The sequence below is a fragment of the Avibacterium sp. 21-586 genome (assembly GCF_026226775.1).
Classification (GTDB): domain Bacteria; phylum Pseudomonadota; class Gammaproteobacteria; order Enterobacterales; family Pasteurellaceae; genus Avibacterium.
The window spans coordinates 309,428-328,955 of record NZ_JAKKOD010000001.1; the positions used below are offsets into that span (position 1 = coordinate 309,428).

Below are 19,528 nucleotides of genomic sequence, written 5' to 3' on the forward strand. Positions count from 1 at the left end.
AACAAATTATTAACTTAGAAAAACGAGGTCAAACCTTGAAAGATATGGTCAAAAACTTAGTCCTATGGATTGTGATTGCAGTAGTTATGATGTCTGCATATCAGGGCTTTAGCGGTAGTTCGAATGGTAATCTTACCGATTACACCACCTTTATTACAGATGTGGGTAATGATCAAGTTCGCCAAGTGCGATTTGAAGATAGCGAATTACAAGTTACTAAATCTGATGGTTCAAAATATTCAACCGTAATGCCAATTTATGATGATAAATTATTGAATGATTTATTAAATAAAAAGGTAAAAGTAGAAGGAACGTTGCCAGAAAGACGTGGTATTTTATCGCAAATTCTCATTTCTTGGTTCCCAATGCTATTACTTATTGGCGTATGGTTCTTCTTTATGCGTCAAATGCAAGGCGGTGGAGGCAAGGCAATGAGCTTTGGTAAAAGCCGTGCCAAAATGCTCACCAAAGAGCAAATTAAAACCACTTTTGCTGATGTAGCAGGCTGTGATGAAGCGAAAGAAGAAGTGGGTGAAATCGTGGATTTCTTGCGTGATCCAAGCAAATTTCAAAAATTGGGCGGTAAAATTCCAAAAGGGATTTTAATGGTTGGACCACCGGGAACAGGTAAAACCTTATTGGCTAAAGCCATTGCAGGTGAAGCGAAAGTGCCATTTTTTACTATTTCAGGCTCTGACTTCGTAGAAATGTTTGTCGGCGTGGGCGCTTCTCGCGTGCGTGATATGTTTGAACAAGCGAAGAAAAACGCACCTTGCTTAATTTTTATTGATGAAATTGACGCAGTAGGTCGCCAACGTGGTGCAGGCCTTGGTGGTGGACACGATGAGCGTGAGCAAACCCTTAACCAAATGTTGGTGGAAATGGACGGTTTTGAAGGCAATGAAGGGGTGATTGTGATCGCCGCGACTAACCGTCCAGATGTGCTTGATCCCGCTTTAACTCGTCCAGGGCGTTTTGACCGCCAAGTGGTGGTTGGCTTGCCAGATGTATTAGGACGAGAACAAATTTTAAAAGTGCATATGCGTAAAGTGCCAGTTGCACCAGATGTGAATGCGATGACCCTTGCGCGTGGTACACCAGGTTATTCAGGTGCAGATTTGGCTAATCTTGTGAATGAAGCCGCATTATTTGCTGCACGAATGAACAAGCCATTGGTTTCAATGCTTGAGTTTGAAAAAGCAAAAGACAAAATCAATATGGGGCCTGAACGTCGCACAATGATTATGACCGATAAGCAAAAAGAATCTACGGCTTATCACGAAGCAGGGCATGCCATTGTTGGTTATTTAGTGCCAGAACACGATCCGGTGCATAAAGTAACCATTATCCCACGTGGCCGTGCTTTAGGGGTAACCTTCTTTTTACCAGAAGGGGATCAAGTGAGCATTAGCCAAAAGCAATTAGAAAGTAAACTATCCACCCTTTATGCAGGTCGTTTAGCGGAAGATTTGATTTACGGTGAAGAGAATATTTCTACTGGTGCATCAAATGACATTAAAGTCGCAACAAATATTGCGCGCAATATGGTTACCCAATGGGGCTTCTCTGATAAACTTGGGCCAATTCTTTATTCTGAAGATGAAGGTGAGGTGTTCTTAGGACGCTCAATGGCGAAAGCGAAACATATGTCAGATGAAACAGCCCATGTTATTGATGAAGAAGTGCGTGCAATTGTTACCCGTAACTACGAACGTGCAAGACAGCTATTAATTGATAATATGGATATTTTACACGCAATGAAAGATGCGTTAGTAAAATATGAAACCATTGAAGAAGAGCAAATTAAACAGCTGATGAACCGTGAGCCAGTTACTCCACCAGCAGGTTGGGACGACAGCGGTAAAGCCAGTTCAGAAAAAGTTGCTGAACAAGATGCCGCTACAAAAAATCAAAGTGCGGTAGAAAATTCAGATAAATCTGAACATAATTAATCATTTAATAAGTGTTAAAGGACTGATTTTTATAATAAATCAGTCCTTCTTTTTTCTTTAGCCTTCAACACAAAAATACATTCAAATAATAAAGTCTAGCTTATTTTTTATTTGAAGTTACGGTATCAATGAGATTGAGTATAACTGAATGAATTATGCAGATTGGCTTGCTTTCGCAGAAACACAACTTACGGGCAACAAAAAGACAGATCCTTTCATCAATCCCAAGGTGGATGCTAGCCTATTATTACAATTTGTAACAGGGTGTTCTCGTTCTTTTACTTTAGCTTTTTCTGAAACCTTGCTTTCACCGCAAGAACTTGCACAGCTTGAGAAACTATTACAACGTCGCATAAACGGTGAGCCAATGGCTTACATTTTAGGTGAACAACCTTTTTGGTCTTTGAATTTGAAAGTGTCGACTGATACTTTAATCCCTCGAGCTGATACTGAATGTTTAGTTGAAAATGCCTTAGATTGTATTCATCGAAGAATTACTTGTAAAACATTTACTGGCCATTTGGATATACTTGATTTAGGTACTGGAACAGGTGCAATCGCATTAGCTTTAGCACAAGAATTGCGATCTATGTCTAAAAATTTATTTTCTTTTTCAGTTATTGGTATAGATTTGGTGGATAATGCGGTAAGCTTAGCAAAGGAAAATGCAACATATAACAAAATAGAGAATGTAAATTTTCTACAAAGCCATTGGTTTAGCAGTTTGAAAGGAAAAAACTTTGATCTTATTGTGAGTAATCCTCCCTATATTGATGAGAAAGATCCTCATCTACAATTAGGCGGGGTGAGATTTGAGCCTCTTAGCGCATTGGTTGCAAGAGAACAAGGTTATGCCGATTTACATTATATCATTGTTAATGCATTGAATTATTTAAAGCCTAAAGGTTGGATATTATTAGAACACGGTTGGACGCAAGGCGAAAAAGTGCGGTCATTTTTTGATGTAAATTTCTGGCATAATATTCAAACTTTGGTGGATTATAATCAAAATGAGCGTGTTACTTTGGCACAGTTAAAATCATAAAAGGAAGTAAGTGATGATTACAAATAGAACAGCCATTTATAATGAAATGATCAATTTTTATCGTCTAACTAATGAAGATAAAAGTGAAGATTTAGAATATGTTGAGAAAACAATGTCTTCATTGTTAGAAGAAGCAAAAAAGGAACTGAGAAAATATGAAACGGATAAAGAAAAGATCGAGGCACTATTAGATCTTATTTATAATCAATGGGGTTTTCAGGGCGATTATAATAATAATTATCATCTTTCTAATTATAATTTACCAGATATTTTGAGAAATCACCGTGGCGTATCCATTACACTTGGTGGGATTATTCTTTATTTGGCAGAAAAATTAGATTTGCCACTTTATCCAGCCAAAATCCCTACTTATCTTATTTTTCAAGTTGAACTTGATGAACAGATTATTTTTATCGATCCTTGGAATGGAAAAAAATTAACGCATGAGTATATCGAAAATCTATATAGAGAATTGTATAATGAAGATGTTCTGTTTTGTGTCCATCAATTAGGGCATGCTGATGAGGAAGATTTAGAAGAGCGCTATAGCCAGCTTGCTAAAAGTGCATTAATCAAAAAAGAGGCTTTCCAGCAAGCATTAAAATATATTGAAAATATATTAATGCGGTATCCTGATTCTATTTTTGAAATTCGCGATCGTGGTGTAGTACTTATTCAATTAGGCTGTTTTGAGGCGGCAATTAAAGATATTGAGTATTTTGCTGAGCGTATTCCAGATGATCCATTTTCTGAATTAATGCGCGTTCAATTACCCTTACTACGTGCAGAAGTTGAGAAAAAAGAAAAAAAATCCATCCATTAAGAAAAGAGAATTATGAAAAATCAAAGTATTAAAATTGTTGATATTGAAGTGGCTAATGATAAACCATTTGTTCTATTTGGTGGAATGAATGTGTTAGAAAGCCGTGATATGGCAATGGCAGTGTGTGAGAAATATGTTGAAGTAACACAGAAACTGAATGTCCCTTATGTGTTCAAAGCCTCTTTTGATAAAGCGAATCGCTCATCAATCCACTCTTACCGTGGGCCAGGAATGGAAGAGGGGTTGAAAATTTTCCAAGAATTAAAAGATACCTTTGACGTTAAGGTAATTACCGATGTTCACGAAATTTATCAATGCCAACCTGTTGCTGAAGTTGTAGATGTGATTCAACTTCCAGCTTTTTTAGCACGTCAAACTGATTTAGTGGAAGCGATGGCGCGTACAGGTGCTGTGATCAATGTTAAAAAGCCACAGTTTTTAAGTCCGGGGCAAATTGGGAACATTGTAGAAAAAATTAGAGAATGTGGTAATGATAAAATAATTTTGTGTGATCGTGGCAGTAATTTTGGATACGATAATTTAGTTGTCGATATGCTTGGTTTTAGCGTAATGAAAAATGTGTCAAAAGGTTGTCCTGTTATTTTTGATGTAACGCATTCTTTACAATGTCGAGATCCTTTTGGTGCTGCATCAGGAGGTCGTCGAGCTCAAGTTACTGAATTGGCAAGAGCTGGTTTAGCAGTAGGACTTGCTGGGTTATTTTTAGAAGCCCATCCTGATCCATTAAATGCAAAATGTGATGGTCCTTCCGCGTTGCCATTAGCAAAACTAGAAGCCTTTGTAAGCCAAATGAAAGCGGTAGATGATCTAGTTAAGTCTTTTGAGGAATTAGATACAGCAAATTAATGCGATACAATCTAACTTCTCTTACCAAAGTGCGGTAAGTTTTTACCGCATTTTTCTATGTATAAGATTAAAGGAGCATTTTATGAAAATTGTTTTTCTTGATAGCACAGCCATTCCAAAACATATTCCCATTCCACGCCCTAACTTTGAACATCAATGGGTGGAATATGAGCACACTTCGCCTGAGCAAACTATTGAGCGTGCGAAAGATGCGGATATTGTGATTACCAGCAAGGTCGTGTTTGATCGTGAAACAATGAAACAGCTCCCTAACTTGAAGTTAATTGCGATCACGGCCACAGGGACAAATAATGTGGATTTAGTTGCAGCAAAAGAGCTAGGTATTGCAGTGAAAAATGTAACGGGCTATTCTTCTGTTACCGTACCTGAACACGTTTTAGGTCTAATTTTTGCCTTAAAACATAGTTTAATGAATTGGTATAAAGATCAGCTTAATGCAAAATGGGTAGAGAGCAAACAATTCTGTTATTTTGATTATCCGATCACCGATGTGAAAGGTTCAACCTTAGGTGTTGTGGGCAAAGGTAATCTTGGTAAAGAAATTGGTCGTTTAGCCGAAGCGCTAGGAATGAAGGTGATTTATGCAGAACGCAAAGGAGCGACAACAGTGCGTGAGGGCTATTTACCTTTTGAGCAAGTGTTGCAAGAAGCGGACATTGTTACCCTACATTGCCCTTTAACGCCTGAAACCACCAATTTGATCAACGCCGAAACATTAAAATTGATGAAGCCAACGGCATATTTAATCAATACAGGGCGTGGTCCTTTAGTGGATGAAAAAGCCTTAGCAGAAGCCTTAGAAAATGGCACAATCGCAGCTGCCGCGTTAGATGTGCTAGTGAAAGAGCCACCTGAGAAAGATAACCCACTTATCCAAGCGGCAACCCGTTTACCAAATTTAATCATCACCCCACACGTTGCTTGGGCATCTGATGGTGCAGTGGAAATTTTGGTGAAAAAAGTAACACAAAATATGGAAGAATTTGTCGCAACGGGCAAATAATTTTATTTTCGAACGAAATTTCCCCTGTGATGCAGGGGAAATTTGTTATTTCAACCCTTAAATAATAATGATGAATTTACCGATTTCTTTATTTATTGCCCTGCGTTATTGGCGAGCGAAAAGTGCGGATCGCTTTGGGCGATTAGTCACCAACCTTGCGATGATGGGGATTGTGCTGGGCATTATGGCGTTAATCATCGTGCTTTCGGTAATGAATGGTTTGGAAAATCAACAAAAAAAACAAGTGCTTTCCACCATTCCCCACGCCATAATTATGCCAAATTCAGGCTATTTATCCCACGAAGCGCCAACACCGACAATGCCAGCTTTTGTGCAACGTGCCATTCCTATTAATACCACTAATGTGATTTTACAAGCACCACAAGGCGTGAGTGCTGGGCAAGTGATAGGTATTCAACATTTTTCTGACGATCCTTTATTAAGCCATTTTCAACCCCAATCTTTTGAGCAATTATTGCCCGCAGGCGAATTTAAATTGGTAATGGGATCGCAATTAGCGCAAAAGTTACATTTACAAATTGGCGATAAAGTTCGTTTAATGATCACGGAAAATAGCCAATACACACCTTTTGGTCGGGTGCCTGTGCAACGCTTATTTACCATTAGTGATATTTATTTTGCCTCGGGGCAAAATGACAGCAACGCCGTGTTTGCCAACCTTTCCGATATTGGCAGATTGATGCGTATTGGCCCACAGCAAATACAAGGTTATCGCTTATTTTTACGCGATCCTTTTGATATTACCGAACTTCCTAACTATTTCAGTGCAGATGAATGGCAGATAGCCGATTGGCGTAGCCAAAAAGGGGAGTTTTTCCAAGCGGTAAAAATGGAAAAAAATATGATGGGCTTGTTGATTAGCCTGATTATTGTGGTCGCCATCTCAAATATTATCACGTCGCTTAGTTTAATGGTGGTGGATAAACAAGGGGAAATCGCCATTTTGCAAACCCAAGGGCTGAACAAATCGCAAGTGCGTAGCCTATTTATTTGGCAAGGTCTATTGGTAGGTATTAGTGGAACTTTGATTGGCACCGTGCTTGGCGTGCTAACCACGTTAAATTTAGATTCCATTATGGCGTGGTTTAGTGCAGAAAATATTCGTTTGCCGACAGAATTAAATCTTTCGCAGATTGTGATTATTGTTGCAGTGTCCTTATTATTTTCTTTATGCTCAACGATTTATCCCGCTTACCGTGCGGCACAAATTGAGCCAGCAGAAGCCTTGCGCTATGAATAATGCGTAACAAAGTGCGGTGGTTTTTTACGAAATTTTTTACTACAAAGCGAAACAGAAAAACAACGAGAAAAGAATGACAGAGAAGCAAATTTTACTCAGCTGCCAAAAGTTAACCAAGGTTTACCAAGAAGGGGAAAACCAAACACAAGTGTTAAAAGATGTTACTTTTTCAATGGAAGAGGGCGAGCTGGTTACCATTGTGGGTAGCTCAGGCTCAGGCAAAAGCACTTTATTGCATACCCTAGGCGGTTTAGATCAGCCAACCAGTGGTGAAGTATTCATTAAAGGGCAGTCTTTGCAACAAGCTAACAGCAATGAATTAGCCAAATTACGTAATCAATATATGGGATTTGTCTATCAATTTCATCATTTAATGGCCGATTTTACCGCACTAGAAAACGTAATGATGCCCATGCTGATTGGTAAACAAAATCGTAGTGAGGCGCAAGATCGTGCAGAAAAAATGTTGCAAGCGGTGGGCTTAGCACATCGCATTAAGCATCGCCCTTCTGCGTTGTCTGGTGGTGAGCGTCAGCGTGTTGCCATTGCCCGTGCTTTAGTGAATAGTCCTGCTTTAGTGCTAGCTGATGAACCCACTGGGAATTTGGATCGCAAAACCACAGAAAGTATTTTTGAGCTTATTTTGAAATTAAACCAAGAGCAAAAAATTGCCTTTTTGTTGGTAACGCACGATTTGCAGTTGGCGGAGAAACTTTCTCGCCGAATGGTGATGCAAGACGGTGTATTGCATGGAGAAAGCTAGATGAACGCACCTTTTTTTATTAGCTGGCGTTATCAGCGTGGTAAGCAGAAAAACCGTTTAGTTTCGCTGATATCAATGTTTTCTACCCTTGGTATTGCTCTTGGGGTGATGGTGTTGATCGTGGGGCTAAGTGCGATGAATGGCTTTGAACGTGAGCTCAATAAACGCATTTTAGCGGTTGTGCCACACGCGGAAATTTTAGCTTATTCTGAACAGGGTGAGAGTACGCCAATAAAAAATTGGCAAAATTTGACCGCACTTTTAAAGCAAGATCCTAACGTGGTGGCGAATTCCCCTTTTGTCAGCTTTACTGCTTTAGTAGAAAATGGCACGAAGTTAAAAGTAGTGCAAGTAAGAGGCATTGAAGCAGACAAGCAAGATCAAGTGAGTGCTTTAGGGCAATTTGTATTAGATGATGGCTGGCAACGTTTTGCTCGTGAAGGGGGATTAGTCTTAGGCGCTGGCATTGCGCGTGAATTAGCGGTGCAAGAAGGGGATTGGGTAACGCTGTTGATTTCCCAATCAGACGGTACAAATAATTTTACCCAGCCAATGCGTGAGCGTATTCAGATTACAGGGATTTTGCGTCTTGATGGCCAGCTCGATCACAGTTATGCCTTAATTCCCCTTGCAACTGCACAGCAATTCTTGGATTATTCCGCCGATGAAGCTACAGGTATTGAACTCAAAGTGCAACACCCTTTTGCCGTGCAACAACTGGATTACCCAACCTTGCAACAATATCCACAATTTTTGTCCGCGCAAAATTGGATTAGTAAATTTGGCTATATGTACCGCGATATTCAGCTTATTCGCACGGTAATGTATTTAGCAATGGTGCTAGTGATTGGCGTGGCGTGCTTTAATATTATTTCAACCTTGATTATGGCGGTGAAAGACAAGCAAGGCGATATTGCTATTATGCGTACCCTTGGCGCAAATGATGGCTTTATTAAACGAATTTTTATTTGGTATGGCTTACAAGCTGGAATGAAAGGCTGTGTCATCGGCCTGATATTAGGCTGCGTAACGGCATTAAATCTCACCCAATTAATTAAAGGCATTGAATTTTTAATTGGCAGAAAACTGCTTTCAGATGGCGTGTATTTCGTGGATTTTTTGCCGAGTGAACTTCATTGGCAAGATATTGCGGTGGTCTTTGTGGTGGCATTAGTGCTCAGTTTGATCGCCAGTTTATACCCTGCAAGTCGCGCGGCAAAATTGCAACCTGCACAAGTTTTAAGCAGTCATTAAAAATTTATCAACAATATTTTTAAACTAGTTTACTAGTACATAAATGCGTGTTAGATTGACACATAATTTAAGTATTCGCAATGCGGATAAGCAAGTAACTATAAAATACAAACCGAGATGTAAGAGAGTGATGTATGAAAAAAAGCAAAAATGACATTTATATTGCTAACGATGATACCCGAATTGATAAAGTAGAGCAGGTGCTACCACCCATTGCGTTAATTGAAAAATATCCAGCAAGCGAAGTGGCGATCAACACCGTAAAAAGAGCCCGTCAACAAGCGCATAATATCATTCATCGTAAAGATGATCGTTTGCTTGTAGTGATCGGACCTTGTTCTATTCACGATCCAAAATCAGCACTGGAATATGCGCAACGTATCAAACTGATGCGTGAGAAATATCAAGACAGCTTAGAAATTATTATGCGTGTTTATTTTGAAAAACCGCGTACAACAGTAGGTTGGAAAGGACTAATCAACGATCCTTACCTAAACAACAGCTATGCGCTAAATGATGGTTTACGCATTGCGCGCAAATTATTGTTAGATATAAATAATTTAGAAGTACCAACCGCTGGCGAATTTTTAGATATGATTACACCACAATATGTAGCGGATTTTATGAGCTGGGGGGCAATTGGAGCAAGAACCACAGAATCTCAAGTTCACCGTGAATTAGCTTCAGGTTTATCTTGTGCGGTAGGCTTTAAAAATGCCACTAATGGTGGTGTACGGATAGCCCTTGATGCGATAGGTGCAGCTGAGACACCACATTATTTTCTTTCAGTGACAAAGTTTGGTCATTCTGCCATTGTTTCTACTACAGGAAATACTGATTGCCATATCATTTTGCGAGGTGGAGATAAAGGTCCAAATTACACCAGAAAAGACGTTAATGAAGTTTGCGAAAGTATCGAAAAAAGCGGTCGAATTCCGCACGTTATGGTGGATTTCAGCCACGCAAACAGCAGTAAGCAATTCAAAAAACAATTAGAGGTTTGTGCAGATGTTTGCCAGCAAATTGCACTGGGCTCAAACCAAATCTTCGGCGTAATGATCGAAAGCCATTTAGTGGAAGGCAGACAAGATCTGGTAGAGGGCAAGGAATTAGTTTACGGACAAAGTATCACCGATGCCTGCATCGGCTGGGAAGACTCAGAATTGGTGCTGGAGCAACTTTCAAACGCGGTGACTGCACGTCGTAAACAGAATAGCTAATTTGATTTTGGTAAAGAAAAGGCTGAATTGAAAAAATTCGGTCTTTTTTATATTCAGCAAGCGAAATGATTTTTTGCGAAGCAGATCAAATTTTGCAACATTTTGCATAAAAATGACTAAAAATTTGGTGTTATAATTCACCGCACTTTAAAATTGAAATGGCATATTAAAAGGAGTTAATGTGAAATTAGATGAGCTAGCTAAACTTGCAGGCGTTTCCAGAACAACGGTGAGTTATGTTGTAAATGGCAAAGCAAAACAATATCGAGTAAGTGATAAAACCATTGAAAAAGTGGAATCGCTAATTAAGAAATATGATTTTAAACCTAATGCAATGGCGGCTGGGTTGAGGGTAGGGAAAACGAATACGGTTGGATTGATTATTCCTGATTTTGAAAATATGAGCTATGCGAGAATAGCTAGCCATCTTGAGCTGAAATTTCGAGAAAAAGGTTATCAGCTATTGATTGCGTGTTCAAATGATAATCCAACTAATGAAATAGTTTGTGCCAAGCATCTTTTTCAACGTAAAATTGATGCACTGGTTGTCTCCACATCTTTGCCTGCGGATAATCTATTTTATCAACAAAGTGAAGTACCTGTATTTGGTTTTGACCGCAAAATTAATGGGGATAATGTGATTAATGTGCTATCTGATGATAGGAATGATGCTTATCGTTTAGCGCAAGATTTGTTTAAACTGCAATCTTTTAACAACGTACTCTTTTTTGGTGCATTACCTGAATTGCCAACGAGCAAGGAACGTGAATTGGGATTTCGTCAAGCGTTAAAAGAGCGGTCAGAAAATTCGGTAGAATTTCTTTATAGCGAACAATTTCACCGTGATTCTGCGGCACAAACCTTTGAACAATGGCTTGTAACAAATTCATTGCCAGATGCTTTGTTTGTTACTTCTTTAACGTTGTTACAGGGTATTTTCCAAGTGCTGTTAAGGCAGAATAAGGGGATTCCACAACAACTAGTAATTGCTACTTTTGGTGATCACGAAATGCTAGAATTATTAGCTAATAAAACACTATGTGCAGTACAGGATCACAATAAAGTTGCAGATAAATTGTTATGTTTAGTATTAGAGCGACTCAATCATAAATCTGAATTAGAAAACGTCAAAATATCAGATAAAGTATTACGTGATTTAGTTTATCATTGCTAATTAGAAAATGGAGGGCGCGGGAGAGGTTCTGGCTCACCTAAAAAGTGCGGTTCTTTTTCGATTAAAAGATCAAATACAGCCTGTACTCGTGCAAAAAACTCACGGAATCGCACAAAGTTATAACCGCTCGGGTATTCTGCGACAAAACAAATTGCATCAATATTGTGATATTTGGCTATGAATAAAGCTCGTTCACAATGAAAACGCTGTGTAATTATGGTAACTGAATGAGCTTTAAATACTTGATCAGCACGAATTACTGAATCTAAGGTGCGAAATCCAGCATAATCACGGTACATAAATTCCTCTGGAACCCCCATTTTTTTCAAATCTTTAAACATTGTGCGGGGTTCGTTGTATTCGACTGTTCGATTATCTCCGCTGAGTAGTAGATAATCTACCTTTCGCTCTTTGAATAGCTCACTTGCCGCATTTAATCGATAAGAATAGAACAAATTTGGGGTATTTTTTGCAAAATATTTTGATGTCCCTAATACTAAACCATAGGGGCGATAAGGCAATTTAGTTATATCGGTATAGATTCCTTGGCGTACATAAAAGCCAATGGCTTGATCAATTAATACTAAAAGAAAAATACAAAGAGAAAAGCAAAATATACTATATTGTAAGAGTTTGCGTGGTAGATAGTTGAGCCACGTAAAAGAAAAAAGGTAACGAAAAAAGGATGTCAGCATAAAATTGATATTTTTTTTATTTGTTGTGCATAAAAATAATAAAAAACGCTAGTAAATTCAAGTAAATTTATTCTACAATACGTCTAGAAGTTTAGACGTCTAAAAATGCTTGGCAAGATATAGCGATAACGATAGTTTATGTCGCCTCATTTTGCAAGAGTGCATCAATGGAATAATGGACTAGGTAATGGCAGTACAAATAGCAACACTCTTTAAAAAAATACCGCTCAAGCTCACCTTAGGTGGAGAACTTGAGCATATTGATGTTGCCTACCAAACCTACGGGATATTGAATGCCGATAAAAGTAATGCGGTGCTGATCTGCCACGCATTGACGGGAGATGCGGAGCCCTATAATAGTAATCCCAACCAATCAGGCTGGTGGCAGAATTTTATGGGTGAAGGTCTTGCGCTAGATACGTCAAAATATTTTTTTATTTGCTCTAATGTGTTAGGTGGTTGCAAAGGCACAACTGGGCCATCTTCCATTAATCCACAGACACAAAAACCTTATGGTAGCCAGTTTCCGCATATTTTAGTACAAGATATTGTGAATGTACAAAAAGCCTTAATTGATTATCTTCAAATTCCTCATTTAAAAGGGGTTATTGGAGGATCTTTCGGGGGAATGCAAGCAAATCAGTGGGCGATTGATTATCCTGATTTTATAGATAATGTTGTTAATCTCTGTTCTTCCCTTTATTTTAGTGCGGAAGCTATCGGCTTTAACCACGTTATGCGCCAAGCGATCATTACTGATCCTAATTTTAATAATGGTGATTATTATGAGGGGGAGCCGCCTTTACAAGGGTTATCTATTGCACGAATGTTAGGAATGCTCACTTATCGCACTGATATTCAGCTTGCCAAAGCCTTTGGGCGCGCAACTAAAGTGGAAGGAGAGTATTGGGGAGATTATTTCCAAGTGGAATCCTATCTAAGCTATCAGGGGCAGAAATTTTTAGATCGCTTTGATGCCAATAGTTATTTGCATTTGTTACGCGCATTAGATTTATATGATCCTGCGCTAGGCTATGATGATTCTCTAAAGGCTTTGTCTCGTATTAAGGCACGTTACACATTGGTAGGGGTGAGTAATGATCAACTTTTTAAGGTCGTAGATGTACGTAAGAGCAAAACAATGTTAGAACAGGCTGGCATAAATTTAGAGTATTACGAATTTCCTTCTGATTATGGCCACGATGCATTTTTGGTGGCTTATGATGCTTTTGAAAAGCCGCTTAGAAGAGGGTTAGCAAAGTAGTTAAAAAAATTAGTAATCACCGCACCATTTATTTAAGTGCGGTGTTTTTTTACCAAGTTTTATTTTTGATAGAAATACAACCCTTGGAATGGCGCAAGGGCGAGTTGATTTGCCACCTGTGGTTGGCTGGCTTGGGTATGGCTGTTTTCGAGCAATGTCCATTGCTGATTTACCAAATTCGCAGGCAGTTCAATTTGTTGTGGTTTACCCGTTAAATTGGCTAAAACTAACAATTTTTCGTCCGCACTTTCACGCAGGTAAGTCCATACATCAGGTGAAGATGGGGTGAGATCTTGATAGTTTCCTTCGATGAAGATCGGATATTGCTTACGCAAGGCGATGAGACGTTGATAAGTATAAAAGACCGATTGTTCATCTGCCAATGCGTGTTCCACATTAATCTCTGCACGCCCAACGCCAATCCAAGGCTCAACGTGGCTAAAACCGCAGTAGCTGCTGTTGTTCCATTGCATTGGCGTGCGGCTGTTATCGCGTGATTTTTGTGCCAAAATTTTCATCAATAGCGTTTCGTCCATTCCCTGTTCACGCAGTTCGGCGAACATATTTAGGCTTTCCACATCACGATATTGGCTGATTTCGGTGAAATTTGGATTAGTCATTCCGATTTCTTCGCCTTGATAAATATAAGGCGTGCCTTCCATTCCGTGCAGCACCATTGCGAGCATTTTGGCAGACTGTTGATGCCATTTTCCTTCATCACCAAAACGGGAAACAATACGTGGCTGATCGTGATTGCACCAAAAGAGCGCATTCCACGCTTTGCCGTGCATTCCTTGCTGCCAATAATTAAAAATTTGCTTTAACTCCACAAAATCTGGCTTGGCGTGCGTCCATTTTTCGCCATTTGGATAATCCACTTTTAGATGATGGAAATTAAAGGTCATTGATAATTCTGAGCCTTGATTGTTGGCATATTGCTGACAATGTTCAAGGCTCGTGGAGGACATCTCACCTACCGTCATCAGGTTGCGCGGTTGGAACACTTCACGGCTTAATTCTTGCATAAATTCGTGAATGCGTGGGCCATCGGTATAGAAACGGCGACCATCACCTTGATTATCATTAGGAAAATCTTGGTTTTTAGAAACCAGATTGATCACATCTAAGCGCAAGCCGTCCACACCTTTGTCAGCCCAGAAATGGCAAATTTTTTGTAATTCTGACCGCACTTGTGGATTTTCCCAATTTAGATCTGCTTGTTCCGTGGCGAAAAGGTGCAAATAATGTTTGCCAACGCGCTCATTCCATTTCCACGCATTGCCGCCAAATTTAGAACGCCAATTATTCGGTGGCGTCGTGGCATCATCACCGCGCCAAATATAAAATTGATGATAAGGGCTTTGCGGATCTTGTGCCGCTTTGAACCATTGATGATCCGTTGAGGTGTGGTTAAACACCATATCCATAATAATACGGATATTGCGCTGATGCGCTTGCTCAACCAGCTGTTCAAAATCTTGCATTTTGCCGTAAGTAGGATCAATAGCACAATAATCGGCTACATCATAGCCATTATCCACCTGTGGCGACACATAAATTGGCGTGATCCAAATGGCATCTACGCCTAGTTTTTGCAGATAATCTAAACGCTGAATTATGCCTTGCAAATCGCCAATGCCGTTGCCGGTGGTATCTTGGAAACTTTTCGGATAAATCTGGTAAATTACCCCATTTTTCCACCATTGCGGACCAGATTGCACAGGCGAAAGTGCGGTGTTTTTTTCTGTCATTTTTCACCCTTATTCTGGAAGCGTGCCATTTGCTGCACGGCGTTTATACACGATCATTGTTAAAATCAATGGCACAACCACGGCAATCACCATCGCTAAGGCAAAGACGCCCCAGAATGGTAATTGAATGGAAAGAATACCTGGTAAACCACCCACACCGATACTGTTTGCCAACACGCCATTTAAGCCGCAGATTAAGCCAGCAAAGGCAGAACCAATCATTGCACAAAGCATCGGGAAGCGGTATTTCAAGTTGATTCCATACATCGCAGGCTCGGTTACACCAAGATAAGCGGAAATGGTTGCAGGCACGGAAATTTCACGCTCATTGGCTTTTTTGCTCACAATCACAATGGCTAACACAGCAGAAGCTTGCGCGATGTTAGAAAGCGCGATCATCGGCCAAACAGGCGTACCACCAATGTTTTGGATCATTTGCATATCAATCGCAAGGGTGGTTTGATGCACGCCGGTGATCACCAATGGGGCATAAAGGAAGCCAAATAAGGTTGCGCCAATCGGGGCGAAGCTGCCAGTTAATCCTGCACGCACCACATAAGCCACGCCATTACCAATTTCACGACCAATCGGCCCGATAATAGAATGGGCAAGGAACACGGCGATAATTAATGAGGTGACTGGCACGATCACTAAATTTAATGAGGCAGGCACAATGCGGCGTAAACGGGTTTCGATCCAACCTAAAGCAAGACCGGCCAAGATAGATGGGATTACCTGTGCTTGATAGCCCACTTTATCAATGCTGAACCAGCCGAAATCCCACATTTCAGGAATTTTAGAACCCAGATCATAAGAATTCATTAATTGTGGTGAAACGAGCGTTACCCCAAGTACAATCCCCAAAATTGGCGAACCACCCATTTTTTTCACTGTGGACCAACAAATTCCCACTGGCAAATAGAAGAAAATCGCCTCACCAATTAACCATAGGAAAGAATGGATTGTCGCCCACATAGGGTGGGTTTGTACCAAGGTTTTGCCGTCAAACATTGGAATATCCCCAATCACATTGCGGAAACCTAAAATCAAACCACCACTAATTAAGGCGGGGAGAAGCGGAATGAAAATCTCGGCAAAATGCGAGATAAGTTGTTCATACCATTTCATATTTTGGCGTGCTGCCACTTTCGCTTGTTCTTTATTCGCTTCAGAAATTTGCGTTTGTTTCACTAATTCTTGGTAATAAAGATCCACTTCAGGCCCAATCACCACCTGAAATTGCCCTGCATTGGTAAAGCAACCTTTCACCATTGGCAAGGCTTCAATGCCTTTCACATCGGCAATTTCAGGTTGATTTAACACAAAACGCAAACGCGTAATACAATGGCTTGCTGTTGCAATATTTTCTTTTCCACCAATTAACTGGATTAATTGGGTGATATATTGAGCATTAATTTTCTTTGCCATAATTTTTCCTTTCGTCTAAAAAATGTTCGTGGGTATCTTACGTGTTTTTATTTTTTTATCAATGGGAACGTTCCCAGTATGTGATCTAAATCACAGATTAAAATAAAAGAGTGATTTTAGATAGAGTTAAAATTAGGATAAGATGAAAGAAAAATTTTCATTTAAAATGAGATTGAAAATTACTTAAAATCTGGAACCGTATCAGATCAATATAAGATCAATTTTATCTAGTCTAAAAATAGTAGCGGGAAGCTACTATTTTTGTGTGTTATAGCAAATTTTTATTGCGTAAACTTCGAGTAATGCGGATAGCTGTTTCTGTTTCACAGCCTGCATATTCAGCAATCTCGCGGTGTGTCCAGTGATATTCTGGAAAATTTTCTTTTAGAAAATAAATGCTATGAATAACTCGATCAAGGCTTTTAAGATAGGCAATTTTGGCAAGACGATCTTCCGCATCTCGTAATTCCGTCGACAAAATTTGGAAGAATAAATGGATTGTCTTTGGATTTTCTAAAAAGAATAAATCCAGATTTTGTGGCGTAATTTTAACGATATCTGCTTGCATTAACACCTTTGCCGTGCAGTGATATTTTTTATCACCAAACAGTGTTCGAAAACCAAAATAATCTCCCGTTTTATAAATTCTCACTAGGCTTTCTTTACCATTTTCAAGTGTGTGATATAAACCGATCAGCCCATTTTGTATAAAATAAAAAGATTGTGCGATTTCTCCTTGATGATAGATCTGTACACCTTTTTCAATTGTAGTTAGGTGGTTACACTGGCAATTTTTTAGCTGAATTGTTTCCACTATCTTCATTTTTAATCCTTAATCCTTAATTTAACCTTGGATACATCTCAATATTAGCATATAGCAGGCTATAAACAGTAAGATTATGCCTAATAACTTACGCGCAGTTTGTTCTCGGAGAATACCTCGAATTCTCATACTTAAGAAGCTTGTAAAAAACGAGCTTATTACAACAATTAATACGATAGAAAAACTTACATAGCCTATTTGTAAAGCGTGCGGAATCAATATCTGTGGTTCTTTAGAAAGATAGCCATAAAGATTACCAATGCTACCAAGTACCATCATATAATTGGTATAGACTGCAAGATTTTTTATGTTTATGCTGGGCAGTTGGCTAATCAATGGTGACATAATAGAACCACCGCCGATACCAGTGATACCCGCAATTCCTCCACCGAAGAAACAGAAAAGGCTACCACGAAGATTATCATTTTTCTGTATTTGATGTTTTTTATAAATGTTTTGCTGTAGCCAAGTTTTAATGGCGAGCGCAGTGAGAGTAATTACAAAAATGCCAATAATTATATCATCAGATACTTCAAAACTGAGATGGAAGCCAAGTTGTACCCCAATAATCATACTTAATGACCAGAGTAATAATTTTTTCTTATTAATATGAATTTCTAATTTATAGAAATAAAACAAATTAATCAGTGCTGATCCCATGACAATAGTAAGTGAAGTTGCAGAGATCATTTGGATAGGCATATATGGGAAGAGAGTATGTAAAATAGGCACCATTAATACCCCGCCACCAATACCAAAAATCGCAGACATCAAATTGATGAATATTCCACATAAAATCAGAATAATAATTAAAGAAAATGTCATGAGAACTCCTATGATTTTTCTTTTATTATGAATAATTAAGAGGAATAATACTTATGATCAATATCATAAAATTGATTATCAAAACATCGTTTCATTATTTTTGTGATCTAGATCTTGTTTTTGTGATTTTATACTTTGAGGAGTAAAAATATTTTTCTATTATGAGCTTATATGCTCAGTTCTAGTTATTTGTACTATTTATAACCAGATTGAACATAGAAATGGCTCAAATTACTTAACTTGAATTTGAGGTGTATTTTTACAATAAATGATAAGGATTATTGTTATATGAAAAAATCACTTTCTCTTCTCTCCCTTTCTCTTTTGGCGGTAACTAGTACAGCAAGTGCATTACAAATTTATCAACAAGATGGTACTAGTGTACAAATAAATGGACAATTTAGACCAATGCTTGCTTATACGGAAGGACAGCGAACAGATTTGCGAGATCGTGGTTCACGTGTAGAATTTATTTTTACGCAAGACATAGATCAAGCGTGGAAGTTAATTGGTAAAACAAGAATTATTTTTAATGGCAAAGATGCGAGTGGTAATAATTATTCTGGTTTTGGTGATCCTCGTACAGCTCAACTTTATCTTGGTGTAGAACACAAATCTGTCGGTCGTTTATATTTAGGACGTTTGCCTACCAATGGGGATGCTATTATGTTAGGTGATTGGCAGTTAGGAGGTAGCGGACGCAACCCACTTACTGCGGAGGCGAATAAAGGTGTTCACTTCCGTTCTGTAGAATTAGACGGTTTCCAATTCGGTGCGGACTATTTGTTTGGCTCAGCTGAAAAAGGGGTTAATAATTCACCTAAACATTTAAAAAATGGTTACGGGCTTGCTTTGTTCTATGCAAATAAACTGAATGATGACTGGCGTTTACGTTTTAGAGCAGGTTATACACATGATAATTATGATAGTTATCAATTTTCTGCGCCAGATAGTACAGGTATATCTCGATCTTGGATTGAAAACGGTGTAAATCGCTCTGCTTGGCGTGTAGCTGGTGAACTCAAATACCGTGATTTAGAAATTGCTTATAATTATGGTGAATTAAAAGATCTACAAAGAGCAACTTATCTTAATCACCATGCGGTGAAAGAAAAAAGACATTTTCTTGCAGCAAGATATTTCATCACTCCAAAATTTGCTGGTTATAGCCAATTCCGTTATGAAAAACGTGGTGAAAATGTGAACCACGGTTACACCTTAGGGCTTGATTATCGCCCAATCAAAAACTTAATTACCTTTATTGAATTTGGACGCGATCGTAACATTAGTAATGTTAATCAACATAATAAATATGTAAACCAATATTACACTGGTTTCCGTTTCTTATTCTAAGGGAGA

Annotated in this window: 17 protein-coding genes; 12 read left to right on the plus strand and 5 right to left on the minus strand. The window is 38.8% G+C overall.

Going from position 1 to position 19,528, the window contains the following annotated elements; all coding sequences use genetic code 11:
* Positions 1-44 precede the first annotated feature (44 nt).
* The 10 genes from ftsH to cra all read left to right on the plus strand — a co-directional run bounded on the left by ftsH (position 45) and on the right by cra (position 11,383).
* Positions 45-1,952 carry an ATP-dependent zinc metalloprotease FtsH gene (gene ftsH / locus L5B71_RS01470; RefSeq protein ID WP_265756549.1) on the plus strand — a complete coding sequence of 636 codons (1,908 nt, stop codon included), beginning with the start codon at positions 45-47 and terminating at the stop codon, positions 1,950-1,952.
* 148 nt (positions 1,953-2,100) lie between these two features.
* The gene (gene prmC / locus L5B71_RS01475) at positions 2,101-2,997 is read left to right on the plus strand and encodes a peptide chain release factor N(5)-glutamine methyltransferase (RefSeq protein WP_265756551.1); all 897 of its coding nucleotides are present in this window, start codon (positions 2,101-2,103) and stop codon (positions 2,995-2,997) included.
* 13 nt (positions 2,998-3,010) lie between these two features.
* On the plus strand, positions 3,011-3,820 hold the full coding sequence (locus L5B71_RS01480) for a SirB1 family protein (protein WP_265756552.1): 810 nt from the start codon (positions 3,011-3,013) through the stop codon (positions 3,818-3,820).
* 12 nt (positions 3,821-3,832) lie between these two features.
* A complete protein-coding gene (gene kdsA / locus L5B71_RS01485) occupies positions 3,833-4,687 on the plus strand; it encodes a 3-deoxy-8-phosphooctulonate synthase (protein WP_265756553.1) in 855 nt (284 codons plus the stop codon).
* A gap of 82 nt (positions 4,688-4,769) precedes the next feature.
* Positions 4,770-5,711 carry a 2-hydroxyacid dehydrogenase gene (locus L5B71_RS01490; protein ID WP_265756554.1) on the plus strand — a complete coding sequence of 314 codons (942 nt, stop codon included), beginning with the start codon at positions 4,770-4,772 and terminating at the stop codon, positions 5,709-5,711.
* A gap of 70 nt (positions 5,712-5,781) precedes the next feature.
* Positions 5,782-6,972: a lipoprotein-releasing ABC transporter permease subunit gene (locus L5B71_RS01495; RefSeq protein WP_265756555.1), complete on the plus strand. Its 1,191-nt coding sequence runs from the start codon at positions 5,782-5,784 to the stop codon at positions 6,970-6,972.
* Between the two features lie 73 nt (positions 6,973-7,045).
* Complete coding sequence (gene lolD, locus L5B71_RS01500) at positions 7,046-7,735, plus strand: lipoprotein-releasing ABC transporter ATP-binding protein LolD (protein WP_265756556.1); 690 nt, start codon at positions 7,046-7,048, stop codon at positions 7,733-7,735.
* Positions 7,736-8,989, plus strand: coding sequence for a lipoprotein-releasing ABC transporter permease subunit LolE (gene lolE / locus L5B71_RS01505; protein ID WP_265756557.1), 1,254 nt, complete (start codon positions 7,736-7,738; stop codon positions 8,987-8,989).
* A 134-nt stretch (positions 8,990-9,123) separates the two neighbouring features.
* Positions 9,124-10,209, plus strand: coding sequence for a 3-deoxy-7-phosphoheptulonate synthase AroG (gene aroG, locus L5B71_RS01510; RefSeq protein WP_268741535.1), 1,086 nt, complete (start codon positions 9,124-9,126; stop codon positions 10,207-10,209).
* Between the two features lie 181 nt (positions 10,210-10,390).
* Positions 10,391-11,383, plus strand: coding sequence for a catabolite repressor/activator (cra, locus tag L5B71_RS01515; protein WP_265756559.1), 993 nt, complete (start codon positions 10,391-10,393; stop codon positions 11,381-11,383).
* Here the strand turns inward: cra and L5B71_RS01520 are convergent.
* Positions 11,380-12,078, minus strand: a complete 699-nt coding sequence (locus L5B71_RS01520) for a SanA/YdcF family protein (protein ID WP_265756560.1) — start codon at positions 12,076-12,078, stop codon at positions 11,380-11,382. The two genes, cra and L5B71_RS01520, sit on opposite strands and share 4 nt — an antisense overlap.
* 187 nt (positions 12,079-12,265) lie before the next feature.
* Between L5B71_RS01520 and metX the strand changes: the two genes are divergently transcribed.
* Positions 12,266-13,342: a homoserine O-acetyltransferase MetX gene (gene metX, locus L5B71_RS01525; protein ID WP_265756562.1), complete on the plus strand. Its 1,077-nt coding sequence runs from the start codon at positions 12,266-12,268 to the stop codon at positions 13,340-13,342.
* Positions 13,343-13,401: 59 nt separating this feature from the next.
* Here metX and treC read toward each other — a convergent pair whose 3' ends face one another.
* The 4 genes from treC to L5B71_RS01545 form a co-directional block, all read right to left on the minus strand.
* Complete coding sequence (gene treC, locus L5B71_RS01530) at positions 13,402-15,093, minus strand: alpha,alpha-phosphotrehalase (protein WP_265756563.1); 1,692 nt, start codon at positions 15,091-15,093, stop codon at positions 13,402-13,404.
* Between the two features lie 9 nt (positions 15,094-15,102).
* The gene (gene treB / locus L5B71_RS01535) at positions 15,103-16,521 is read right to left on the minus strand and encodes a PTS trehalose transporter subunit IIBC (protein WP_265756564.1); all 1,419 of its coding nucleotides are present in this window, start codon (positions 16,519-16,521) and stop codon (positions 15,103-15,105) included.
* Between the two features lie 268 nt (positions 16,522-16,789).
* On the minus strand, positions 16,790-17,344 hold the full coding sequence (locus L5B71_RS01540; RefSeq protein ID WP_265756565.1) for a Crp/Fnr family transcriptional regulator: 555 nt from the start codon (positions 17,342-17,344) through the stop codon (positions 16,790-16,792).
* A 21-nt stretch (positions 17,345-17,365) separates the two neighbouring features.
* Positions 17,366-18,169, minus strand: coding sequence for a sulfite exporter TauE/SafE family protein (locus L5B71_RS01545; RefSeq protein WP_265756567.1), 804 nt, complete (start codon positions 18,167-18,169; stop codon positions 17,366-17,368).
* A 288-nt stretch (positions 18,170-18,457) separates the two neighbouring features.
* On the opposite strand from L5B71_RS01545, the gene L5B71_RS01550 reads away from it, so the two are divergent.
* Positions 18,458-19,522 carry a porin gene (locus tag L5B71_RS01550; RefSeq protein ID WP_265756568.1) on the plus strand — a complete coding sequence of 355 codons (1,065 nt, stop codon included), beginning with the start codon at positions 18,458-18,460 and terminating at the stop codon, positions 19,520-19,522.
* The last annotated feature ends 6 nt before the right edge of the window (positions 19,523-19,528 follow it).

Bases quoted from the DNA above. Each gene is read 5' to 3' on its own strand.
- ftsH (WP_265756549.1), top strand. From the start codon at position 45: ATGGTCAAAAACTTAGTCCTATGGATTGTGATTGCAGTAGTTATGATG.
- prmC (WP_265756551.1), top strand. From the start codon at position 2,101: ATGAATTATGCAGATTGGCTTGCTTTCGCAGAAACACAACTTACGGGC.
- L5B71_RS01480 (WP_265756552.1), top strand. From the start codon at position 3,011: ATGATTACAAATAGAACAGCCATTTATAATGAAATGATCAATTTTTAT.
- kdsA (WP_265756553.1), top strand. From the start codon at position 3,833: ATGAAAAATCAAAGTATTAAAATTGTTGATATTGAAGTGGCTAATGAT.
- L5B71_RS01490 (WP_265756554.1), top strand. From the start codon at position 4,770: ATGAAAATTGTTTTTCTTGATAGCACAGCCATTCCAAAACATATTCCC.
- L5B71_RS01495 (WP_265756555.1), top strand. From the start codon at position 5,782: ATGAATTTACCGATTTCTTTATTTATTGCCCTGCGTTATTGGCGAGCG.
- lolD (WP_265756556.1), top strand. From the start codon at position 7,046: ATGACAGAGAAGCAAATTTTACTCAGCTGCCAAAAGTTAACCAAGGTT.
- lolE (WP_265756557.1), top strand. From the start codon at position 7,736: ATGAACGCACCTTTTTTTATTAGCTGGCGTTATCAGCGTGGTAAGCAG.
- aroG (WP_268741535.1), top strand. From the start codon at position 9,124: ATGAAAAAAAGCAAAAATGACATTTATATTGCTAACGATGATACCCGA.
- L5B71_RS01520 (WP_265756560.1), bottom strand. From the start codon at position 12,078: ATGCTGACATCCTTTTTTCGTTACCTTTTTTCTTTTACGTGGCTCAAC.
- metX (WP_265756562.1), top strand. From the start codon at position 12,266: ATGGCAGTACAAATAGCAACACTCTTTAAAAAAATACCGCTCAAGCTC.
- treC (WP_265756563.1), bottom strand. From the start codon at position 15,093: ATGACAGAAAAAAACACCGCACTTTCGCCTGTGCAATCTGGTCCGCAA.
- treB (WP_265756564.1), bottom strand. From the start codon at position 16,521: ATGGCAAAGAAAATTAATGCTCAATATATCACCCAATTAATCCAGTTA.
- L5B71_RS01540 (WP_265756565.1), bottom strand. From the start codon at position 17,344: ATGAAGATAGTGGAAACAATTCAGCTAAAAAATTGCCAGTGTAACCAC.
- L5B71_RS01545 (WP_265756567.1), bottom strand. From the start codon at position 18,169: ATGACATTTTCTTTAATTATTATTCTGATTTTATGTGGAATATTCATC.
- L5B71_RS01550 (WP_265756568.1), top strand. From the start codon at position 18,458: ATGAAAAAATCACTTTCTCTTCTCTCCCTTTCTCTTTTGGCGGTAACT.